A 16,749-nucleotide genomic window follows, 5' to 3' on the forward strand; every position below is an offset into this window, starting at 1 on the left:
CCATGGGGCCGCTGGAGCGAGTGGCTGACCGCCAACCCCGACCGCGTCCCCGGCACCCAGAGCCGCTGGTCGCAGGGGAAGGACCTCTCCTTCACTGCGCCGACTCGGCTACACGAGACGGGCTTGCGCCCGTTCGCCTCGCTCGCTTCGCTTCGCTCCAAGGCGTGCAGATGCGCCGACTCGGCTGCACACGACGGGCTGCGCCCGTTAGTCGAGCCCGATTGAGAACGCGGCTTCCAGGTCGACCTGGGAGTAGGTGCGGAAGGCGATGTGGGTCTCGGTCTCGAGGACGCCGGGGACCTTGTTGACCTTGTCTGCGACGACCACGGCCACGTCCTCGTGGGCGCGGACGCGCACCAGGGCGATGAGGTCGATCTGACCGGTGACGGAGTAGACCTCGCTGACTCCGTCGATGGCGGCCACGGCCTCGGCCACCTCGGGGATCTGGGAGACCTCGGCATTGATGAAGACGATCGCTGTGATCACGCAGGTCACGTTAGCCGATCGCACTAGAGGGCTGCTGCCCGGCGGCCCGCACCACCGATCGGACAGGTCCAGTCGCCCTCGATGTGGGCGAGGCGCACACCGGGGGACTCCAACCAGCGCAGCACCAGCTCGGTCTCCTCGGCGCTCGCGGCCGGAACCGGACCGGGTGCGTCCAGGACCGTCTCGGCGCTGAGCTGGAGGTCGGCGACGTAGGAGTGCGCGTTGGCCTCGCGCGGGATCACCCCGGCCGCCGCGAGCCGACCGTGACGGACCACATGGACCGCCCAGCGGCCGCTGTCCTCCCGCCGGATCGCGGTGAGGTCAGGCAGCCGGGTCAGCGCGCTGAGCCGCTGCGTGCGGGCGGCGGCGCGCAGGTAGGAGGCCAGCCGGTCGCGGTGGACGGCAGCCTCCTCGAACCGCTCCTGCTCGGCCAGGCCGGTGAGCCGCTCGGTGACCGTCTCGACGACCTCGTCGGGCCGGTGGAGGAGGGACTCGCGGACGCGTGAGACCAGGGCCGCGTACGTCTCCGCGGAGACGCTCTGGTCGCACGGGCTCAGGCAGCGGTGGAGCTCGGCGAGGACGCACGGGGTCCGCTTCGGGAGCAGGGGGAACCGGTCGGAGCATTGCCGGATCGGGAAGGTGTCGTGCAGCGCCTGGAGCGCCTTCTCGGCGACCTTCCTGGAGCCGAACGGGCCGAGGTAGTCGGCGTCGTCGTCGAGCACCTGCTTGACGAGCGACAGCCTGGGCCACGGCTCCCGGGTGAGCTTGACGAAGTGCATCTTCTCCGGCCGTCGCGAGCGGCGGTTGTAAGGCGGCTTGTGCTCGGCGATCAGGCGCAGCTCGCGCACGCCCGCCTCCAGCGCCGTCGCGCACTCGATCGCCTGCACGGTCGTGGCCAGGCCGACCATCTCGCCCATGCGGGACCGCGTCTCAGAGGCGGTGAAGTAGGTGCGTACGCGGGTCCGCAGGTCCTTCGAGGTGCCGATGTAGAGGACCCGGCCCTGGGCGTCCTTGAACAGGTAGACGCCGGGGGCGTGCGGCAGGTCCTCGGCCAGGTGACGCTTCTTGCGCTGGGCGGTGGTGACCTTGGCCGAGAAGACGCTGAGGTCCTCGAGGGTCTGCACCCCGATGTTGCCGAGGCGCTCCATCATCCCGTGGAGGACGTCGACGGTCGCGCGGGCGTCGGAGAGGGCGCGGTGGTTGGGCGTCGTGGGGGAGCCGAAGACCCGGGCGAGCGAGCCGAGCTTGTGGTTGGGCGACTCGTCGCGGGTCACCACCCGGCGGGCGATCTTGACCGTGTCCAGCACCTCGAACCGCGGCCACGGGCGCTGCTGCTCGGCCGCGCAGTGCTTGAGGAAGCCGACGTCGAAGGGGGCGTTGTGGGCGACCAGCACGCAGCCCTCGGCGAACTCGAGGAACGTGGGCAGCACCGACTCGATGGTGGGGGAGGAGGCGACCATCGAGTTGGTGATCCCGGTCAGCACGGCGATGGACGGCGGAATCCCGGTGTGAGGATTGACCAGGGTCTGGAACTCGCCCAGCACCTCGCCACCGCGCACCTTCACCGCCCCGATCTCGGTGATCATCCCGCCGTTGTCGGGGCTGTTGCCGGTGGTCTCGAGGTCGACCACGCAGAAGGTGAGGTCGCGCAGCGGCCTGCCGAGCTCGTCGAACCCTCGCTGCGCCTCCCAGTCCCCGGTGACATGCTCGCGCTGGCGGCGAGCGACCGCACGGGCGCGCATCTCCAGGCGCGCCTCACGCACCGCCGGACTACTTCGCATGCGAACACATTAGCGAGTGCCGCCGACACTCCTGCGCCACTAGGGTGTGGTCCACCTGACAGGGGAGGTGCGGGCGATCGCGGCGAGAAACGGGGGCAACGAGGGCTCCACGGGCGGGAACGAGGAGCGCCCGTGGGCGCGCTGGTTCGCTCGCTCGGGCTCGTTGCAGGTCGAGCCGGCAGAGGCCGGCGAGCAGGCCAGGACGTTGCTGGACGCGGACGGGCTGGCCGCGGCGCTGCGGTTCAACGAACGAGTTCTCGACACGCTGACCGGCGACCTGGCGGGCCTGGTCGAGTACGTCACCGTGCTCGACGGCGCGCAGACCGATGAGGTCCTCAACACCCAGAAGCTGATCGACAACGCCTTCGCGCGGGTCGCCGCCCAAGGTGTCGACCGGTTCGTGGCCTGGCTCGCGCAGCTGCGTACGCAGGGCCGTCCGGCCATCGCGGTCCAGGCCCTGCACGCGTACGGTCGAATCGCGGACGGCGACCCGGCCGCCGCGGCGACCTCCCTCGACTCGGCCGCGGACCGGGTGATCCTGATCGCGGCGGCCGCGTTGCACCGCCCGCCCGAGGACGCTGCCCGGCTGGCGATCGAGACCGAGCACGATGCCTCCATCGCCTATGCCGTCATCCACGACGTGCTCCGGCAGCGGACCGTCCCCGACATCGCGCGGTTCCTCCGGGCCCTGCACCTGCTCGGCGCGACGGCGCTGGTCAACGACACCGTGAAGCAGTTCGCGGCCCTCTCCAGCGGCCGCTCGAACCTCGACAAGGCGCTGCTCTACGTCGCGCTGGACGCCACCCCGAGGCTTCGGGAGATCTCGCTGGACCTGCTCTGGCGCACCCTCGGCGCGATCGGTGATTTGGGCCGGACGCCGGGTCCCGGCCAGCAGCACGACCTCGTCGCCGCGTTCTGGGCGCTGTGCCCGGGCGGCCGCGTGCTCGAGGACTGGTTCAAGCTGCGCCTCGACGGCAGGGAGAATTCCGAGGAGGCGCGTGAGCAGGTGGTCCTCCTGCTGCGTGGGAGCCGGGGACCTGGCCGCGATCGCCTCGTGGCGGCCCTGGCCGCCGACGCGACGCCGACGAACCTGAAGCGCATCTGCGAGACCCTCATGGACGAGGGGAGCGAGGTCGAGGCGGCGCTGCTGGTGCGCGCGCTCGCCCGTAGCGGCCACATCGAGCGGCTCGGCGACTTCCTCGACCGGTGGTCGTGGGCGCAGCCCTCCGCCGAGACCACGCGGAACCTGCTCCACTGGGTCCTCACCCCCGAGGGCACGGACCGCGAGCCGATGGGATCCGCCGTCGTGGAGGGCATCGTGACCTATCTCGCCGACGCCCACGGCAGGTCGCTGGGTGAGGACCTTCGCCGTCAGGCCGCCACCCTGGTCAGGCTCCGCCCGCCCGGGGAGATCGTGGGTCTGCTCGACCGCGTACCTTCCCGGGTCGGCAGGCGGGGCCGGTCGGCCGTCGCCGCGGACGTCGGCTGGCGGCTGGCGGAGGATCTGCTCGGCTATCCGACGCCGACCGAGGAGCGGTACGTCGCCTGGTACGCCGAGTGTCTCGCGGCCCTCGAGGCGGCCGGGTTCACCGACGCGGTGCGTACGTCCTGGCATCACCTCGCCGACGAGGCGATCAGCAGGCGAGGCGCCGGGCCGACTCTCGCCGAGACCGCCCATCGGCTCCGCCTGGCGGCGCCCTCGGCGAGCGATGAGCGCCTCGGGGAGCTGGCCCGCACGGCCGACCGGCTGCTGATCCGCTACCTCGACCAGGCGCAGAGCGTCACGCCCACCGACATCGTCGGCATCACCACACGGCTGCGCCTGCACCGCTATCCGACGGCGAGCCGGGCCGGGGTGCTGCGGCGCTCGGTGGGGCGATGGCAGGACCGTGCCCGGGTCGACGCCGTCGTCGAGACCCTCGTCGCCGCCGGCCAGGAGGAGGAGGCCGAGTGGGTCAGGTCCGGGTCGTCGTGAGCTGGGTCTGCCTGAGGTAGCGGCGGCCCGCGCCGACGAGGAGGACGAACGCGCCCGAGGCGACGATCATCACCAGACCACGCAGGCTCCACACGCTCCAGACGGAGTCGTCGCCGACCCGGTGACGGACGGCGCTCAGCAGCGTCAGCGCGGCGAGGTACACCGCGAGCACGACGAACGGACGGTTCGCCGGGTCGCGGGAGAACAGCCGCGCGCCGTGGTTCTTGGCGTCGTACCAGCCCAGGCCGGGGAACCGGAGGTGATGGAGCCAGGGGAGCACGAGGAGGACGAGGGATCCCCAGGCGATGACCGCCACGCCCTTCCACACCCGGTCCCAGGCGGACTCGTTGACGACCAGCGCGATGGCGACGAAGGCCGCGTACGCCGCAACGGGCAGGAGCTGCTGGAACCCCGCGCCGAGCAGCTCGGACCGCACCGCCAGGACGACGCAGGTGACCGCGTACAGGATCAGGATCGGGATCGTGTTGAGCACGGCCAGGGTGTGCCAGTCGCCGCCGACCGCCACCAGGACGACCAGCGCGAGCACCAGGTTGACGAGCAGGATCAGCCAGAAGGAGTCGCTGGTGCGGCCGGGGAGCCTGGATGCCCGCGGTTCGTGCAGCCCGCTCGGGACGTACCTCTCCGCGCTGAGCGCGTACACTTCGCGGCTGAGGGCGTAGGTGAACACGATGCCCGAGCCGATCGGGGCGATGATCGCGGCGAGGCGGACCAGCACGACCAGCCAGTCCATCGGTGCTCCGATCAGCGTGGCCGAGTCGGTCAGCCGCGCGTACGAGGTGCCGTGCTCGGCTCCGGAGCCTGCCATGTGCTCCGCGTAGACCAGCTGGAGGGCGGAGTAGAGCAGGAACGAGCCGACGACAGTGCCGTAGACCGCCCAGCGCACCCGTCTGGCGACCGCGCGAGGACCGCCACGGACCTCACCGGTCACGTCGAGGGGCGCCTGGAAGCCGATGTAGGCGTAGATCACGCCGCTGGTGATCAGCGCGCTCAGTACGCCGGTCGAGGTGGGCCCGGGTGGCGTGGCCCCGGCCCCTGGTCCCGACCCGGCCAGAGCGGGCGCCGCGAGCGCCAGGCACACCACGAGAACCACCGGAAGCGCGATCTTGACCAGGGTCAGGACCGCGTTCGTGCGCAGGACGAGCCGCCGGGGCAGCAGGACGAAGCCGATGATCGCGGCGGTCACCAGCACCGCCAGGACGGAGCCGGTCCCGGTCAGCCCGCCCGGGCCGGCGAGCGCGGGGACGATCTCGGCCAGCCCGTCGACCGCGGCCGCTGCCTGGGCGGCAGGGTTGATCGCGTACGAGATCCACAGCGACGCCGCGAGGATGATCACCACCAACGGCCCGAAGGCGTCGTGGGGGTGGAACAGGAGCCCGCCGGTGCGCTGGGAGATGAGCCCGAACTCGACCATCACGACAGCGATCGTGAGCATGAGCACGCCGCCTGCGGCCCAGCCGAGGAGCGCGGCCTCGCCCAGCCTCTCGTGGAGGCCGGGGACGGCCAGGAGCCAGCCGGACCCGATGACGCCGCCAGCGGCGAGACCGACGACCTCGACGAGGCTCAGCTTGTCGCCGTCCTCGGCGGGGCTCTCGCTCGGCTCGTCCTTCCGGGGCTCGGTGCGGGCCTCGACGGTCGCCACGGGCTGGGGAGCCCGACCCGCAGAGGCCCGGGGCCGCTGCAGGACCGCGAACGCGATCGCTGTCAGCACGCTGCCGAAGACCGTCAGCCAGAAGATCGGCTCGTGCAGCACCTCACGGAAGCTCAGCGACTTGAGCCGGTCGAGCTGCAGGGTGCCGTAGATGGCGATCACGAATCCCGCGGCGCACAGGAGCACCCTGGCGATCGCGTTGAGGGCGTGCCGCACGCGCTGGTCTCCCACTTTCCGGTGATTCGAACGTGCGCAGAACCTATCGAATCAGGTCGGTGCGGCGCAGGAAGCCGGCTGGATCAGCCCAGCAGGGGCGAGAGGGAGGCGAGCGGGACGGTGCGGGCGCCGGCGCGGCGTACGTCCTTGACGACCTCGGCGTCGTCGGTCGCGACCAGGACGATGCGGCCGGAGGGCTCGGCGTCGACGAGGTCGCGGATGACGTCGTCGGCGATGACGCCCTCAGGGGAGAAGAGGACCTTGACGCCACGAGGCGGCACGGCGGTGGGGCGTACGGACGCCGAGTGGGCGTCGAAGACGACGGTCGTCTCGGCGCCGGTGCGGGCGGCGATCGGCGCGATCGCCCGCAGCAGCCGAAGCCGCTGGGCATCGAGCGCCGAGCCGGGCCACAGGGCCTTGGAGACGTTGTAGCCGTCCACGATCAGCCGGACCCGCGGCATGGCCAGGAACTGCTCGAGGTGGGCGCTGCTGGTCACTCCGGCTCCGGCGACGGGGTCGGCCGAGGCCAGCTCGGACTCCACCCGCTCGCCCGGGGTGCCGGTGACGGGAGGCAGCGCGAGCTCACGTCGGAGCCCGCCCGCGGCGTCGAGCAGGGTGTCGAGCAGGAACCGGGCCCGCAGCGAGGCGTCCTCGCGATCCGTCTTGGACGTACGCCGCTCGGCGGCCGCCTCGCGCTCCAGCTTGTCGATCTGGCTGCGGAGCTGGCGCAGCTGGCGGTCGCGCGCGGAGAGCTCGTCCTCGGCGCGGGAGAGCGCAGCACGGGCCTCGGTCAGCGCCTCGTCCAGTCCGGTGCCGGCCTCGCGGGCGGCGGCCCGGGCCTCCCCGAGCTTGCGCCGCAGAGCGGTGTTGTCGGCCTTGAGGTCGTCGATGCGGACCTTGCGGTCGGCACGCACCTCACGGATCTCGTCCTCGGCCGCGGCGAGCTTGACGCGCAGGCGGGCGACCTCGGCGTCGACCGCAGGCACGGCGGCGGCTTCGAGCCGGTCCAGGGCCTCCTTGAGCGAGACCTCCCAGCCGTCGGGGCGCACGAGCCAGAGGACGGCGGCCGCCTCCGTCGGCTCCTCGGGCAGGACGAGGTCGTCGGGGGAGCCCTCGGTGACGTACGCCGGGCGCAGCTGGCTCCCGATCTTCTCCCGCACCTCGTCGTCGCCGTCCAGCACCGAGGCGATCATCGCGCCACCGGCCTTGGCGCGCCGGGCGGGCGCGAAGTCGGCGATCCGCTTGAGCGCGGGTGGGAGACGCGCCACGTCGGGAAGCACCCCGGCCGTGAGCGCGACGATGCGCCCCCGGACCGTGTCGGGGAGCGTCGCGTACGCGGAGACCTCCATGGTTCAAGTGTAGGGACCCGGTCCGCGATCGCCGCCTCGAATACTCCGCTGCGATGGTGATGACACGCCGGACGCAACCGTACGAAAGCAAAAATGTCGGTGCTCGGTGAGACCGTCACTCACATGACGACGAGAATCGACTGTGACACCTGCCTGGTGCGGGGACTGGCGTGCCACGACTGCGTGGTCACCGTGCTGCTGGGCCCGCCCCCGGAGCTCATCACTCCTCCGGAGCTGATCGAGGACGAGGAGCGCCGGGCGCTCGACGTGCTCGCCGATGGTGGCCTGGTCCCGCCGCTGCGGATGGTGGCTCTGCCATTGGTGGAGGGTATGTAGCCGAACTTTTGGGCGTGGGTGGTTGGCAGGTGGGGGATGGCGTCGGCTAGTGTGCGCAGGGAATTGGCGCTCGTGGAAGTGGGTCAACCGGCCCACGCGGGTGCCGCGCTCAATCCAGGTCCGCTTCGGGGTGGGCCAGGAGCCGGGGAACCACACCGGTCGTACGCCGCAACATGGAGTGCGATCACCTGGGGTGCATCCGCCGCGAGGACGATCTGGAAGCTCAGGTCGAGGAGCGGTGGTAGGGCAGGTCGTGCCTGAACCCGTCAGCTCACCCGGTAGGCGTCAACGACTACACAAGGAGACCGTCCGCTCGTGACACGCGACCGGAAGCGACTCATTGCCGGAGCAGCCGGCATCGCCGCCATCGGTGTCGCCGGGATCATTCCCGCCGCGACCCCCGCCCAGGCCGAACCAGACATCGACGACGTTCGCGAGAAGGTCGACAAGCTCTACACCCAGGCCGAGGCAGCCAACGAGGACTACAGCAACGCCAAGCTGCGGCTGCAGGACATCAAGGACCAGCTCAAGGACCTCAGCGCCGACGAGAAGCGGCAGAGCAAGGAGCTGGACAAGATCCGGGCCGAGCTCCGTGACTCCGTGCTGCGGCAGTTCGAGGGCTCCGACGTCTCCGCCGTCGGCCAGGTGATCACCTCCGAGGACCCGCAGGAGTTCCTCGCCGGGCTCTCCACCGTCTCGTCCTACAACGCTCTGCAGGGCGACCTGCTGGCTCGGTACAACACCGAGGCAGAGGCCCTCCACGTGCGCCGGGAGGCGACCGAGGAGAGCAAGGCCGAGATGGCCAAGGTCAAGACGACCATGCAGAAGAAGAAGAGCGAGATCGACAAGAAGTTCGAGGCCGCTCAGGCCGAGCTCGACGAGCTCGAGGCCGACGAGCTCGAGGAGTTCCAGGCAGCCGGCGCCGGTGCGGGCATCCCGGCCAACCTCCCGCCGCCCTCCGGGCGCGCGAAGGTGGCCGTCGACTACGCCCTCGCCCAGGTCGGCGACGCCTACGTCTACGGCGCCACCGGCACCGCCTCGTGGGACTGCTCCGGTCTCACCATGGGTGCCTGGGGCCAGGCCGGTGTCGGGCTCCCGCACTCCTCCTCTGCGCAGTACAGCAGCGGACCCCAGGTCTCGCGCGGCCAGCTCGCTCCGGGTGACCTGGTCTTCTTCTACAGCCCGATCAGCCACGTCGGCATCTACATCGGCAACGGCATGATGGTGCACGCGTCCAACCCGAGCACCGGTGTGAAGGTCTCGCCGATCGACCAGATGCCCTACACGGGCGCGGTCCGCCCGGGCTGAGCCGTTCGACAGGCTCAGGAACCACTTGACCCAGGACCCCGAAGAGGCCGATCGTTCGCAGGTGCGAACGGTCGGCTCTCTTCTATCCCGCCTTCAGGCCCGACCGGCCCTGATCGGGGCCGGTCTCGTGCTGGTGATGCTGCTGGCGGGCTTCGTCGGCTGGCGGCTGACCGGCGGCGGCGAGTACGTGGCGCCGACCCCGACTGCCGCCCCGGTCGTGCGCGCCGACACCGCAAACGCCCGGGTCTCGCTGGAGGAGCTGGTCACCGGCGTACGTGAGGGGGCGGAGCCCGACGGCGAGGACACCGTCTCGGTGGCGGTGCGCAACGCACACGCCATCGGCGTCGAGGACGTCACCGCCAAGTATGTCGCCGAGTCGGGCAACGTGGCAGCGGACGGCTCTTGGACCGCCGACGTCGAGATGTCGTGGCGCACGCCCGGGGATCCGGTGCTGACCGAGGAGCTGAAGGTCGGGTTCGACGCCGACGGCGCGATCACCGGGTTCTCGGCGGCCCGGGGCACCCGGCTGCCGCTGTGGCTCAGCGGCCCGGTCGAGGTGCGGCGCACCGACTCCACCCTCGTGGTCGTCCAAGCATCCGCCGACGTCGCCGACCGCTACGCCGAGCTGGCCGCGACCGCGGTCGACGAGGTTCGCAAGGTGATCTCCTGGGACGATCCCCGCCTGGTCCTCGAGGTGCCCGCGGCCGGACTCGAGTGGGCGCTCGGCGCGCAGCCCGGGGCCTACTCCGCGGTCGCCGCGGTGACCGCGACGGTCGACGGCTCCACGAAGGCCGGAACACCGCTGCATGTGTGGGTCAACCAGGGCGTCATCGGCGACCTGGACGCCCCCGGCGCCCAGGTGGTCATCACCCACGAGGCGACCCACGCGGCCACCGACGCCCCGACCGGCACCAACCGGCCGATGTGGCTGGTCGAGGGCTTCGCCGACTACGTCGCGCTTCGCGACACCACTCTCCCGCTGAGCAAGACCGCCGGACAGATCCTCGCCCAGGTCCGCGAGAACGGCGCGCCCGACCATCTGCCGGGCAAGGCCGAGTTCAACACCCGCTCGGAGCACTTCGGTGCGGAGTACGAAGCCGCCTGGCTCGCCTGCGAGGTGCTCGCCGAGGCCGGCGGTGAGGAGGCTCTGGTCGATCTCTACGAGGAGACCGGGCGTGGCATCGCTCTGGAGAAGTCCCTGCAGAGCAGCTTCGGCTTCGGGGAGGACGAGCTGACGGCCCGCTGGCGGACCCATCTGTCAGACTCTGCGGCGTGAGCGAGCGTCAGCGAGTGAGCCTTGCGTGCAACACGCCGCCGCGTCCGTATCCTGGCGCTTGCGCTACGGGGGTGGCGGCGTGATCGCAACAAGACGTACGTCCTGGGTGGTTCTCGCTGTCGGGACGGTCGCGTTCGTGGTGCTCGCCTGGCTGCTGATCCCGTGGCAGCCCTATCCCGGTGGCGCACTCGAGCTGCCCGACGAACGGGACGTGTTCGCGGCCGAGGAGCTGGAGCGGATGCTGGCCTACTCCGGCGCCGCTCGCTGGATCAGCCGGGCCGGCCTCGTCGTCTCGCTGGCGGTCGCCTGCGTGCTCGGGTTCACCCCGATCGGACGGCGTCTGGTGGCGAGGCTGCGGGGACCGTGGCTGCTCCGGGTGGTGCTGGCGGTCATCGTGGTCACGTTCCTCGGCTGGATCGCGACGCTTCCGTTCGGGGTGGCGATCCAGCGGCTGCAGCTGCGCTACGGGCTCTCCAGGCAAGATTGGGGGGCCTGGCTGGGTGACTCGCTGCTGAACCAGGTCGTCGGCATCGTGACCACGTCCCTGGCGCTGCTCGTCCTCTTCGCGTGCATCCGCCTCGGCCGGCGCTGGTGGCCGGCGCTCGCCGCCGGCCTGGTCGCCGGCCTCGTGGTGGTCGGCTCGTTCGTCTACCCGGTCGTCATCGAGCCGCTGTTCAACGACTTCGAGCCGCTGCCGCGCGGCCAGTTCCGCACCGATGTGATGGCGATCGCCGAGCGGGAGGGCGTCGACCTCGACGACGTCCTGGTGGTCGACGCCTCCCGGCGCACGACCTCGCTCAACGCGTACGTCACCGGCTTCGGATCCACCCGCCGGGTGGTCCTCTACGACAACCTCGTCGACTCGCAGCGAGGTGCGGCCGCGCGCGGAGCCGTCCTGGCCGTGGTCGCCCACGAGCTCGCCCACGCCAAGCACGACGACGTCCTGGTCGGGACGGTCATCGGTGCCGCCGGCGCGGTCGCCGGGGTCGGCCTGCTGGGCCTGCTGCTGTCCTACCGGCGCCGAGAGGACTACTCCACCCCCGAAGCCGTCCCGATGCTGATGGCGGTCTTCGCACTGGCGAGCGTGCTGGCGATGCCCGTCGAGAACGGGCTCAGCCGGCACGTCGAGGCCCGCGCGGACGTGGACGCACTCCGTGCCACCGGCGACCTGGAGTCGTTCACGAGGCTGCAGCACGACCTCGGCGTACGTTCGCTCTCCGACCCGTCCCCGCAGGCCTGGTCGCAGTGGTGGTTCGGCTCGCACCCGACGACGCTGCAGCGCATCGCTATCGCTCACCGGGTGCTCGACTGACATCAATGCGCAGCACGAGACAGATGCGCCTCGCGGCGCCACGAGAGCTACTTGCTGTAGAGCGCCTCGACCTCGTGGCTGAACTCGCGCATGACCACGTTCCGCTTGAGCTTGAGGCTGGGGGTGAGCTGGCCACCCTCCTCGGTCCAGGAGTCGGGGATGATCACGAACTTGCGGATCGACTCGGCCTTCGAGACCGCCTTGTTGGCGTCGTCGACCGCGCTCTGGACCGCGGCGCGCAGGTCCTCGTCCTCAGCTAGGGCGTCGATGTCACCGGACTTGCCGTTGGCCTCCGCCCAGGTGGGCAGGGCCTCGGGGTCGATGGTGACGATGGCGCCGATGAAGGGCTGACCGTCGCCGACGACGATGCACTGGTCGACGAGCACATGGGCACGAAGGCGGTCCTCGAGGACGGCCGGGGCGACGTTCTTGCCGCCGGCGGTGACGATGATCTCCTTCTTGCGGCCGGTGATCTTCACGAAGCCCTCGTCGTCGACCTCGCCGAGGTCGCCGGAGTGGAACCAGCCCTCCGCGGTCTTGGCCTCGGCGGTCGCCTTCGGGTTCTGCCAGTACTCCTTCAGCACCTGGCCGCCCTTGAAGAGCAGCTCGCCGTCGTCGGCGACGCGCACCGCCGTGCCGGGCAGCGGCCGTCCGACGGTGCCGATCTTGAACGCCTCGGGCAGGTTGACCGTGAGCGCGCCGGTCGTCTCGGTAAGGCCGTAGCCCTCCAGAACGGTGACGCCGATGCCGCGGTAGAAGTGGCCCAGGCGGTCGCCGAGCGGCGCCCCGCCGGAGATCGCGTAGGAGCAGTTGCCGCCGAGCGCGGCCAGCAGCTTGCCGTAGACGAGCTTGGAGAACAGCTTGTGCTTGGCCGCGAGCAGGAACGGCGCTTTCCCGGTCTCGGTGGCCCGGGAATACTCGATCGCGACCTCGGTGGCCAGGTCGAAGATCTTGCCCTTGCCGTCGGCGACCGCCTTCTGCGAGGCGGTGTTGTAGACCTTCTCGAAGACTCGCGGCACCGCCAGCACGAAGGTCGGCTGGAAGGTGCCGAGGTCGGCGACGAGGTTCTTGATGTCGGGGGTGTGGCCCAGGCGGGTGCGCGACTTGATGCAGCCGATCTGGATGATCCGCGCGAAGACGTGGGCCAGCGGGAGGAAGAGCAGCGTGCTGCGACCCTCGAAGGTGAACAGGTCGTCGAGCGAGTCGACGACGACGCCGAGCTCGAACATGAAGTTGCCGTGGGTGAGCACACAGCCCTTCGGTCGCCCGGTGGTGCCGGAGGTGTAGATCAGGGTCGCGGCGTCTTCGGGGGTGATCGCGCTGCGACGGGCCTCGAGCTGCTCGTCGGTGATGTCGGTGCCGAGCTTGCCCAGCAGCTCGACGGCGTTGTCGTTGATCGACCAGACGTTGTTGAGCGCGGGGCAGTCGGCGCGGACCTCGCTGATCCGGCTCATGTGACCGGCGTCCTCGGCGATGACCGCCACGGTCGCGGAGTCCTGGAGGATCCACGCGATCTGCTCGGCCGAGGAGGTCTCGTAGATCGGCACCGTCGTCGCGCCGGCGAACCAGATCGCGTAGTCGAGCAGCGTCCACTCGTAGCGCGTCTTCGAGAGCAGCGCGACCCGGTCTCCAGCGCCGACACCCGCGGCGATCAGGCCCTTCGCGACCGAGGAGACCTCAGCGAGGAACTCGGCGGAGGTGACGTCGTCCCAGGTGCCGTCGGCGCTTGGGCGGCTCAGGACAGCGACACCGGGCGCCTCGGCGGCGTTGCGAACGACGTCGTCGGTCAGGTTGCCGGTGGGGGGAACAACGTACGTCGCGGGCGTGGAGAACTCGCGCACTAGGGCCTCCGCATACTGATGGTAGGTGGGTACGAACCGGAGGTTACCCCCGTCACAGCCCGACCATTTCACCGGGATGCTATCCGGTACGCTCCATGGCACCTAGCAAGTCAGGGAGTGAGGACACCATCGATGGCCGATCAGACCACCTCGACGATCGTGATCGAGGCTGCGCCCTCGGCAGTGATGGCGGTGATCGCGGACTTCAAGTCCTATCCGGCCTGGGCCAAGGGCATGCAGCAGGTCAGCGTCGTGGAGACCGGCGTCGACGGGCGGGCCGAGCAGGTCCGGTTCGTGCTGGACGTCGCGCCGATCAAGGACGAGTACACTCTGGCCTACGACTGGGACGGTGACCGCCAGGTGACCTGGTCGCTGGTCAAGGGCAACCTGCTGCGGTCGATGGACGGCGCCTACGTGCTGCGCGACCTCGGTGGCCGCACCGAGGTCACCTACCGGCTCGCGCTCGACCTGAGCATCCCGCTGATCGGCATGCTCAAGCGCAAGGGCGAGAAGGTCCTGATCGACACCGCCCTGCGAGGGCTCAAGCAGAGGGTCGAGAAAGACACGCCTTCGTGAGAATCCTTCTCTTCACCGGCAAGGGCGGCGTCGGCAAGTCGACCGTCTCTGCCGGCACCGCGGCGATGTCCGCGGCCCGCGGGCTGCGCACGCTGGTCCTCTCGACCGATGCCGCCCACTCCCTGGCTGACGCCTTCGGCCTCTCAGACGGACTTCCCGGCGGTTCGTTGGGCTCGGAGCCCGTCCAGGTCACCGAGCACCTCTACGTCCAGCACGTCGACGCCCAGCGCCGCTTCGAGCAGTCCTGGGCGGAGGTGCAGGGCTATCTGCTGAGCGTCCTGGACACCATCGGGGTCGACCGGATCGCGGCCGAGGAGCTGACCGTCATCCCCGGCGCCGAGGAGGTCTTCGCGCTTCTGGAGCTGCGCCGGACGGCGGTCTCGGGGGAGTGGGACACGATCGTGGTCGACTGTGCCCCGACCGCCGAGACGCTGCGGCTGCTGGCTCTCCCCGAGGCCCTGGGCTGGTATCTCGAGCGGATCCTCCCGGTGCAGCGCAAGATGGTGAAGGCGCTCAAGCCCATGCTCACGAAGGCTGCGGGGGTGCCGATGCCCGGCGACTCAGTCTTCGACGCGATGGTCCGGCTCCACGGCGAGCTCGCGGAGGTGCGAGCCCTGCTGTCGGGACCCGAGGCGTCCGTACGCATCGTGCTGACCCCGGAGCGGGTCGTGCTCGCCGAGGCACGCCGGTCCTGGACGACGCTCTCCCTCTACGGCTACCGCGTGGACGGTGTCGTCGCCAACCGGATCTTCCCGGCAGGCGGATCCGACGACTGGCGCGCCGGCTGGGTCAAGGCCCAGGACGACGTGCTCGGCGATGTCGAGGCATCCTTCGAGGGGCTCCCGGTCTGGCGCTCGTTCTACCGGCCCACCGAGCCGGTCGGGGTCGATGATCTGCGCGAGGTCGCCGAGGCGGCGTACGCCGGCTCAGGTCGTATCGACCCGCTTGCCGTTCCCGAGACCGCGGCTCCGTTCCGCACCGAGACGACCGGTGAGGTCACGATCGTCCATCTGGCGCTGCCAGGACTGGCCCAGTGGGTCGCGCGCGACCAGGTGCAGCTGGGTCGCAACGGGGACGAGCTGGCGATCACGGTCGGCTCCTACCGGCGGCTGCTGACCCTCCCAGCCGCACTCGCCCGGATGGACGTCAGTGGGGCGCGGGTCGAGGGTGGCGAGCTGCGAGTAACGTTTTCACGCCAGACGACGAACACCGAGAGCGAGTAGTGTCGCGTGAGCGAGCAGCAGCACCGCCACGAGTGGGCCGACGAGCCGTTGGGGTCGACCGCCGAGGAGCTCGGCCGGCTGATGGAGGCGATCGGGGAGTGGGCCAAGGACTCCCGGTTCGCCCATCTCGCCGAGTCGTTCGGGGAGCATCTCGATACGGGAGCACCGGAGTGCGCCTACTGCCCGCTGTGCCGTACCGTTCATGTCCTCCGGGAGTCGAGCCCGGAGGTCAAGGTGCACCTGGCCAGCGCTGCCGCATCGCTGATGCAGGCGGCTGCCACGGTGCTCAACGCGGCGGCCACGAGTCCGGGTGCTGGCCCTAGTGAAGACGAGGATGCTCACAGTGATGGCGTGCGGGCTGAGGAAGATGCGACCCGGGAACGGGCACAGCGCTCGGAGAGGGTCGACCGGATCGATCTCGACGGCTGGAGCTGAGTCATGACGACGACGAAGAAGCTCGCCTGCGGCGTCGACGTCGGGGGCACCAAGATCCTCGGCGGCGTCGTCGACCACCACGGCAACATCATCGAGGACCACCGCGTCGAGTCGCCGGCCAAGAGCCCGGAGGCCGTCGAGGCGGCGATCATCGAGGTGGTGCAGGAGCTCAAGACCCGCCACCCGATCGAGTGCGTCGGTATCGGTGCGGCCGGCTATATCGACAAGGACCGTTCGACGGTCATGTTCGCCCCCAACATCGCGTGGCGCGACGTGCCGCTCAAGGAGCGGCTGGAGAAGGTCCTCGAGCTTCCGGTCGTGATCGAGAACGACGCCAACGCGGCTGCGTGGGGCGAGTTCGAGTACGGCGCGGGCGCCGAGGTCGACAACATGATGCTGGTGACCGTCGGCACCGGTGTCGGCGGCGGCCTGGTCCTCGAGGGCGAGCTCTATCGCGGCGCCTTCGGCGTCGGTGCCGAGATCGGCCACATGCGGGTCGTGCCCAACGGCCACCTCTGCGGCTGCGGCAACCGCGGCTGCTGGGAGCAGTACGCCTCCGGGTCGGCGCTGGTGCGCAATGTCCGTTCCGCGGCGCGCGCCGGCTCGCTGCTGGCTCGCGACGTCCTGGACCGCGCCGAGGGCGACCTCGACAAGATCAAGGGTCCGCTGATCACCGAGGCGGCCCGCGACGGGGACGCCTTCGCGATCGAGGCGCTGACCGACCTCGGCATCTGGCTCGGCGAGGGGATCGCCTCGATCGCCGCCGTGCTGGACCCGGCCGTGGTGGCCATCGGCGGGGGAGTGGCGGACGCCGACGACCTGCTGCTCGGACCGGCCCGGCGCGCCTTCGAGGCGCAGCTGACCGGCCGCGGACACCGGCCGATGCTCGACATCCGCAAGGCGACGCTGGGCAACGACGCCGGGCTGATCGGTGCCGCGGACCTGGCTCGCAAGTGAGCGAGCGCC

The 16,749-nt window shown here is 70.6% G+C and carries 14 protein-coding genes, 1 pseudogene and 1 riboswitch; of the genes and pseudogenes, 10 read left to right on the forward strand and 5 right to left on the reverse strand.

Annotated features, from left to right (window positions below; all coding sequences use genetic code 11):
* Positions 1–225: pseudogene (locus ABZZ22_RS11370) on the forward strand (ATP-dependent DNA ligase); the annotation flags it as partial.
* Here the strand turns inward: ABZZ22_RS11370 and ABZZ22_RS11375 are convergent.
* A complete protein-coding gene (locus ABZZ22_RS11375) occupies positions 208–486 on the reverse strand; it encodes an Lrp/AsnC ligand binding domain-containing protein (protein ID WP_179657112.1) in 279 nt (92 codons plus the stop codon). The pseudogene ABZZ22_RS11370 and the gene ABZZ22_RS11375 sit on opposite strands and share 18 nt — an antisense overlap.
* 23 nt (positions 487–509) lie before the next feature.
* Positions 510–2,267, reverse strand: a complete 1,758-nt coding sequence (locus ABZZ22_RS11380; RefSeq protein ID WP_354930842.1) for a DEDD exonuclease domain-containing protein — start codon at positions 2,265–2,267, stop codon at positions 510–512.
* Positions 2,268–2,313: 46 nt separating this feature from the next.
* On the opposite strand from ABZZ22_RS11380, the gene ABZZ22_RS11385 reads away from it, so the two are divergent.
* On the forward strand, positions 2,314–4,242 hold the full coding sequence (locus ABZZ22_RS11385) for a hypothetical protein (protein WP_354930845.1): 1,929 nt from the start codon (positions 2,314–2,316) through the stop codon (positions 4,240–4,242).
* On the opposite strand, the gene ABZZ22_RS11390 is transcribed toward ABZZ22_RS11385, so the two are convergent.
* Positions 4,223–6,127 carry an APC family permease gene (locus tag ABZZ22_RS11390; RefSeq protein WP_354930848.1) on the reverse strand — a complete coding sequence of 635 codons (1,905 nt, stop codon included), beginning with the start codon at positions 6,125–6,127 and terminating at the stop codon, positions 4,223–4,225. The genes ABZZ22_RS11385 and ABZZ22_RS11390 overlap by 20 nt on opposite strands.
* Positions 6,128–6,210: 83 nt before the next feature.
* Positions 6,211–7,476, reverse strand: a complete 1,266-nt coding sequence (locus tag ABZZ22_RS11395) for an NYN domain-containing protein (RefSeq protein WP_354930851.1) — start codon at positions 7,474–7,476, stop codon at positions 6,211–6,213.
* Positions 7,477–7,599: 123 nt separating this feature from the next.
* Between ABZZ22_RS11395 and ABZZ22_RS11400 the strand changes: the two genes are divergently transcribed.
* The 4 genes from ABZZ22_RS11400 (at position 7,600) to ABZZ22_RS11415 (ending at position 11,708) form a co-directional block, all read left to right on the forward strand.
* The gene (locus tag ABZZ22_RS11400; protein WP_354930854.1) at positions 7,600–7,812 is read left to right on the forward strand and encodes a hypothetical protein; all 213 of its coding nucleotides are present in this window, start codon (positions 7,600–7,602) and stop codon (positions 7,810–7,812) included.
* Between the two features lie 96 nt (positions 7,813–7,908).
* Positions 7,909–8,112: riboswitch (cyclic di-AMP (ydaO/yuaA leader) on the forward strand.
* Between the two features lie 15 nt (positions 8,113–8,127).
* Positions 8,128–9,120, forward strand: coding sequence for an NlpC/P60 family protein (locus tag ABZZ22_RS11405; RefSeq protein ID WP_354930857.1), 993 nt, complete (start codon positions 8,128–8,130; stop codon positions 9,118–9,120).
* Between the two features lie 25 nt (positions 9,121–9,145).
* A complete protein-coding gene (locus ABZZ22_RS11410) occupies positions 9,146–10,396 on the forward strand; it encodes a hypothetical protein (RefSeq protein WP_354930860.1) in 1,251 nt (416 codons plus the stop codon).
* Between the two features lie 79 nt (positions 10,397–10,475).
* Entirely contained in the window at positions 10,476–11,708 is a 1,233-nt protein-coding gene (locus ABZZ22_RS11415; RefSeq protein WP_354930862.1) for a M48 family metallopeptidase, read from the forward strand.
* 47 nt (positions 11,709–11,755) lie between these two features.
* Here ABZZ22_RS11415 and ABZZ22_RS11420 read toward each other — a convergent pair whose 3' ends face one another.
* Positions 11,756–13,549 carry an AMP-dependent synthetase/ligase gene (locus ABZZ22_RS11420; protein ID WP_354930865.1) on the reverse strand — a complete coding sequence of 598 codons (1,794 nt, stop codon included), beginning with the start codon at positions 13,547–13,549 and terminating at the stop codon, positions 11,756–11,758.
* Positions 13,550–13,681: 132 nt separating this feature from the next.
* On the opposite strand from ABZZ22_RS11420, the gene ABZZ22_RS11425 reads away from it, so the two are divergent.
* Genes ABZZ22_RS11425 through ABZZ22_RS11440 form a run of 4 tightly spaced genes read left to right on the forward strand, consistent with a single transcriptional unit; the run spans position 13,682 to position 16,740 of the window.
* Positions 13,682–14,125, forward strand: coding sequence for an SRPBCC family protein (locus ABZZ22_RS11425; RefSeq protein ID WP_292644461.1), 444 nt, complete (start codon positions 13,682–13,684; stop codon positions 14,123–14,125).
* Positions 14,122–15,348: an ArsA family ATPase gene (locus ABZZ22_RS11430; protein WP_354930869.1), complete on the forward strand. Its 1,227-nt coding sequence runs from the start codon at positions 14,122–14,124 to the stop codon at positions 15,346–15,348. The genes ABZZ22_RS11425 and ABZZ22_RS11430 overlap by 4 nt, the downstream gene beginning before the upstream one ends.
* Positions 15,349–15,354: 6 nt before the next feature.
* Positions 15,355–15,783, forward strand: a complete 429-nt coding sequence (locus ABZZ22_RS11435; protein WP_354930872.1) for a DUF5304 family protein — start codon at positions 15,355–15,357, stop codon at positions 15,781–15,783.
* A gap of 3 nt (positions 15,784–15,786) precedes the next feature.
* On the forward strand, positions 15,787–16,740 hold the full coding sequence (locus ABZZ22_RS11440; RefSeq protein ID WP_354930875.1) for an ROK family glucokinase: 954 nt from the start codon (positions 15,787–15,789) through the stop codon (positions 16,738–16,740).
* Positions 16,741–16,749: the final 9 nt, after the last annotated feature.

This window comes from Nocardioides sp. NPDC006273 (assembly GCF_040613495.1).
In the GTDB taxonomy this organism is placed as follows: domain Bacteria; phylum Actinomycetota; class Actinomycetes; order Propionibacteriales; family Nocardioidaceae; genus Nocardioides.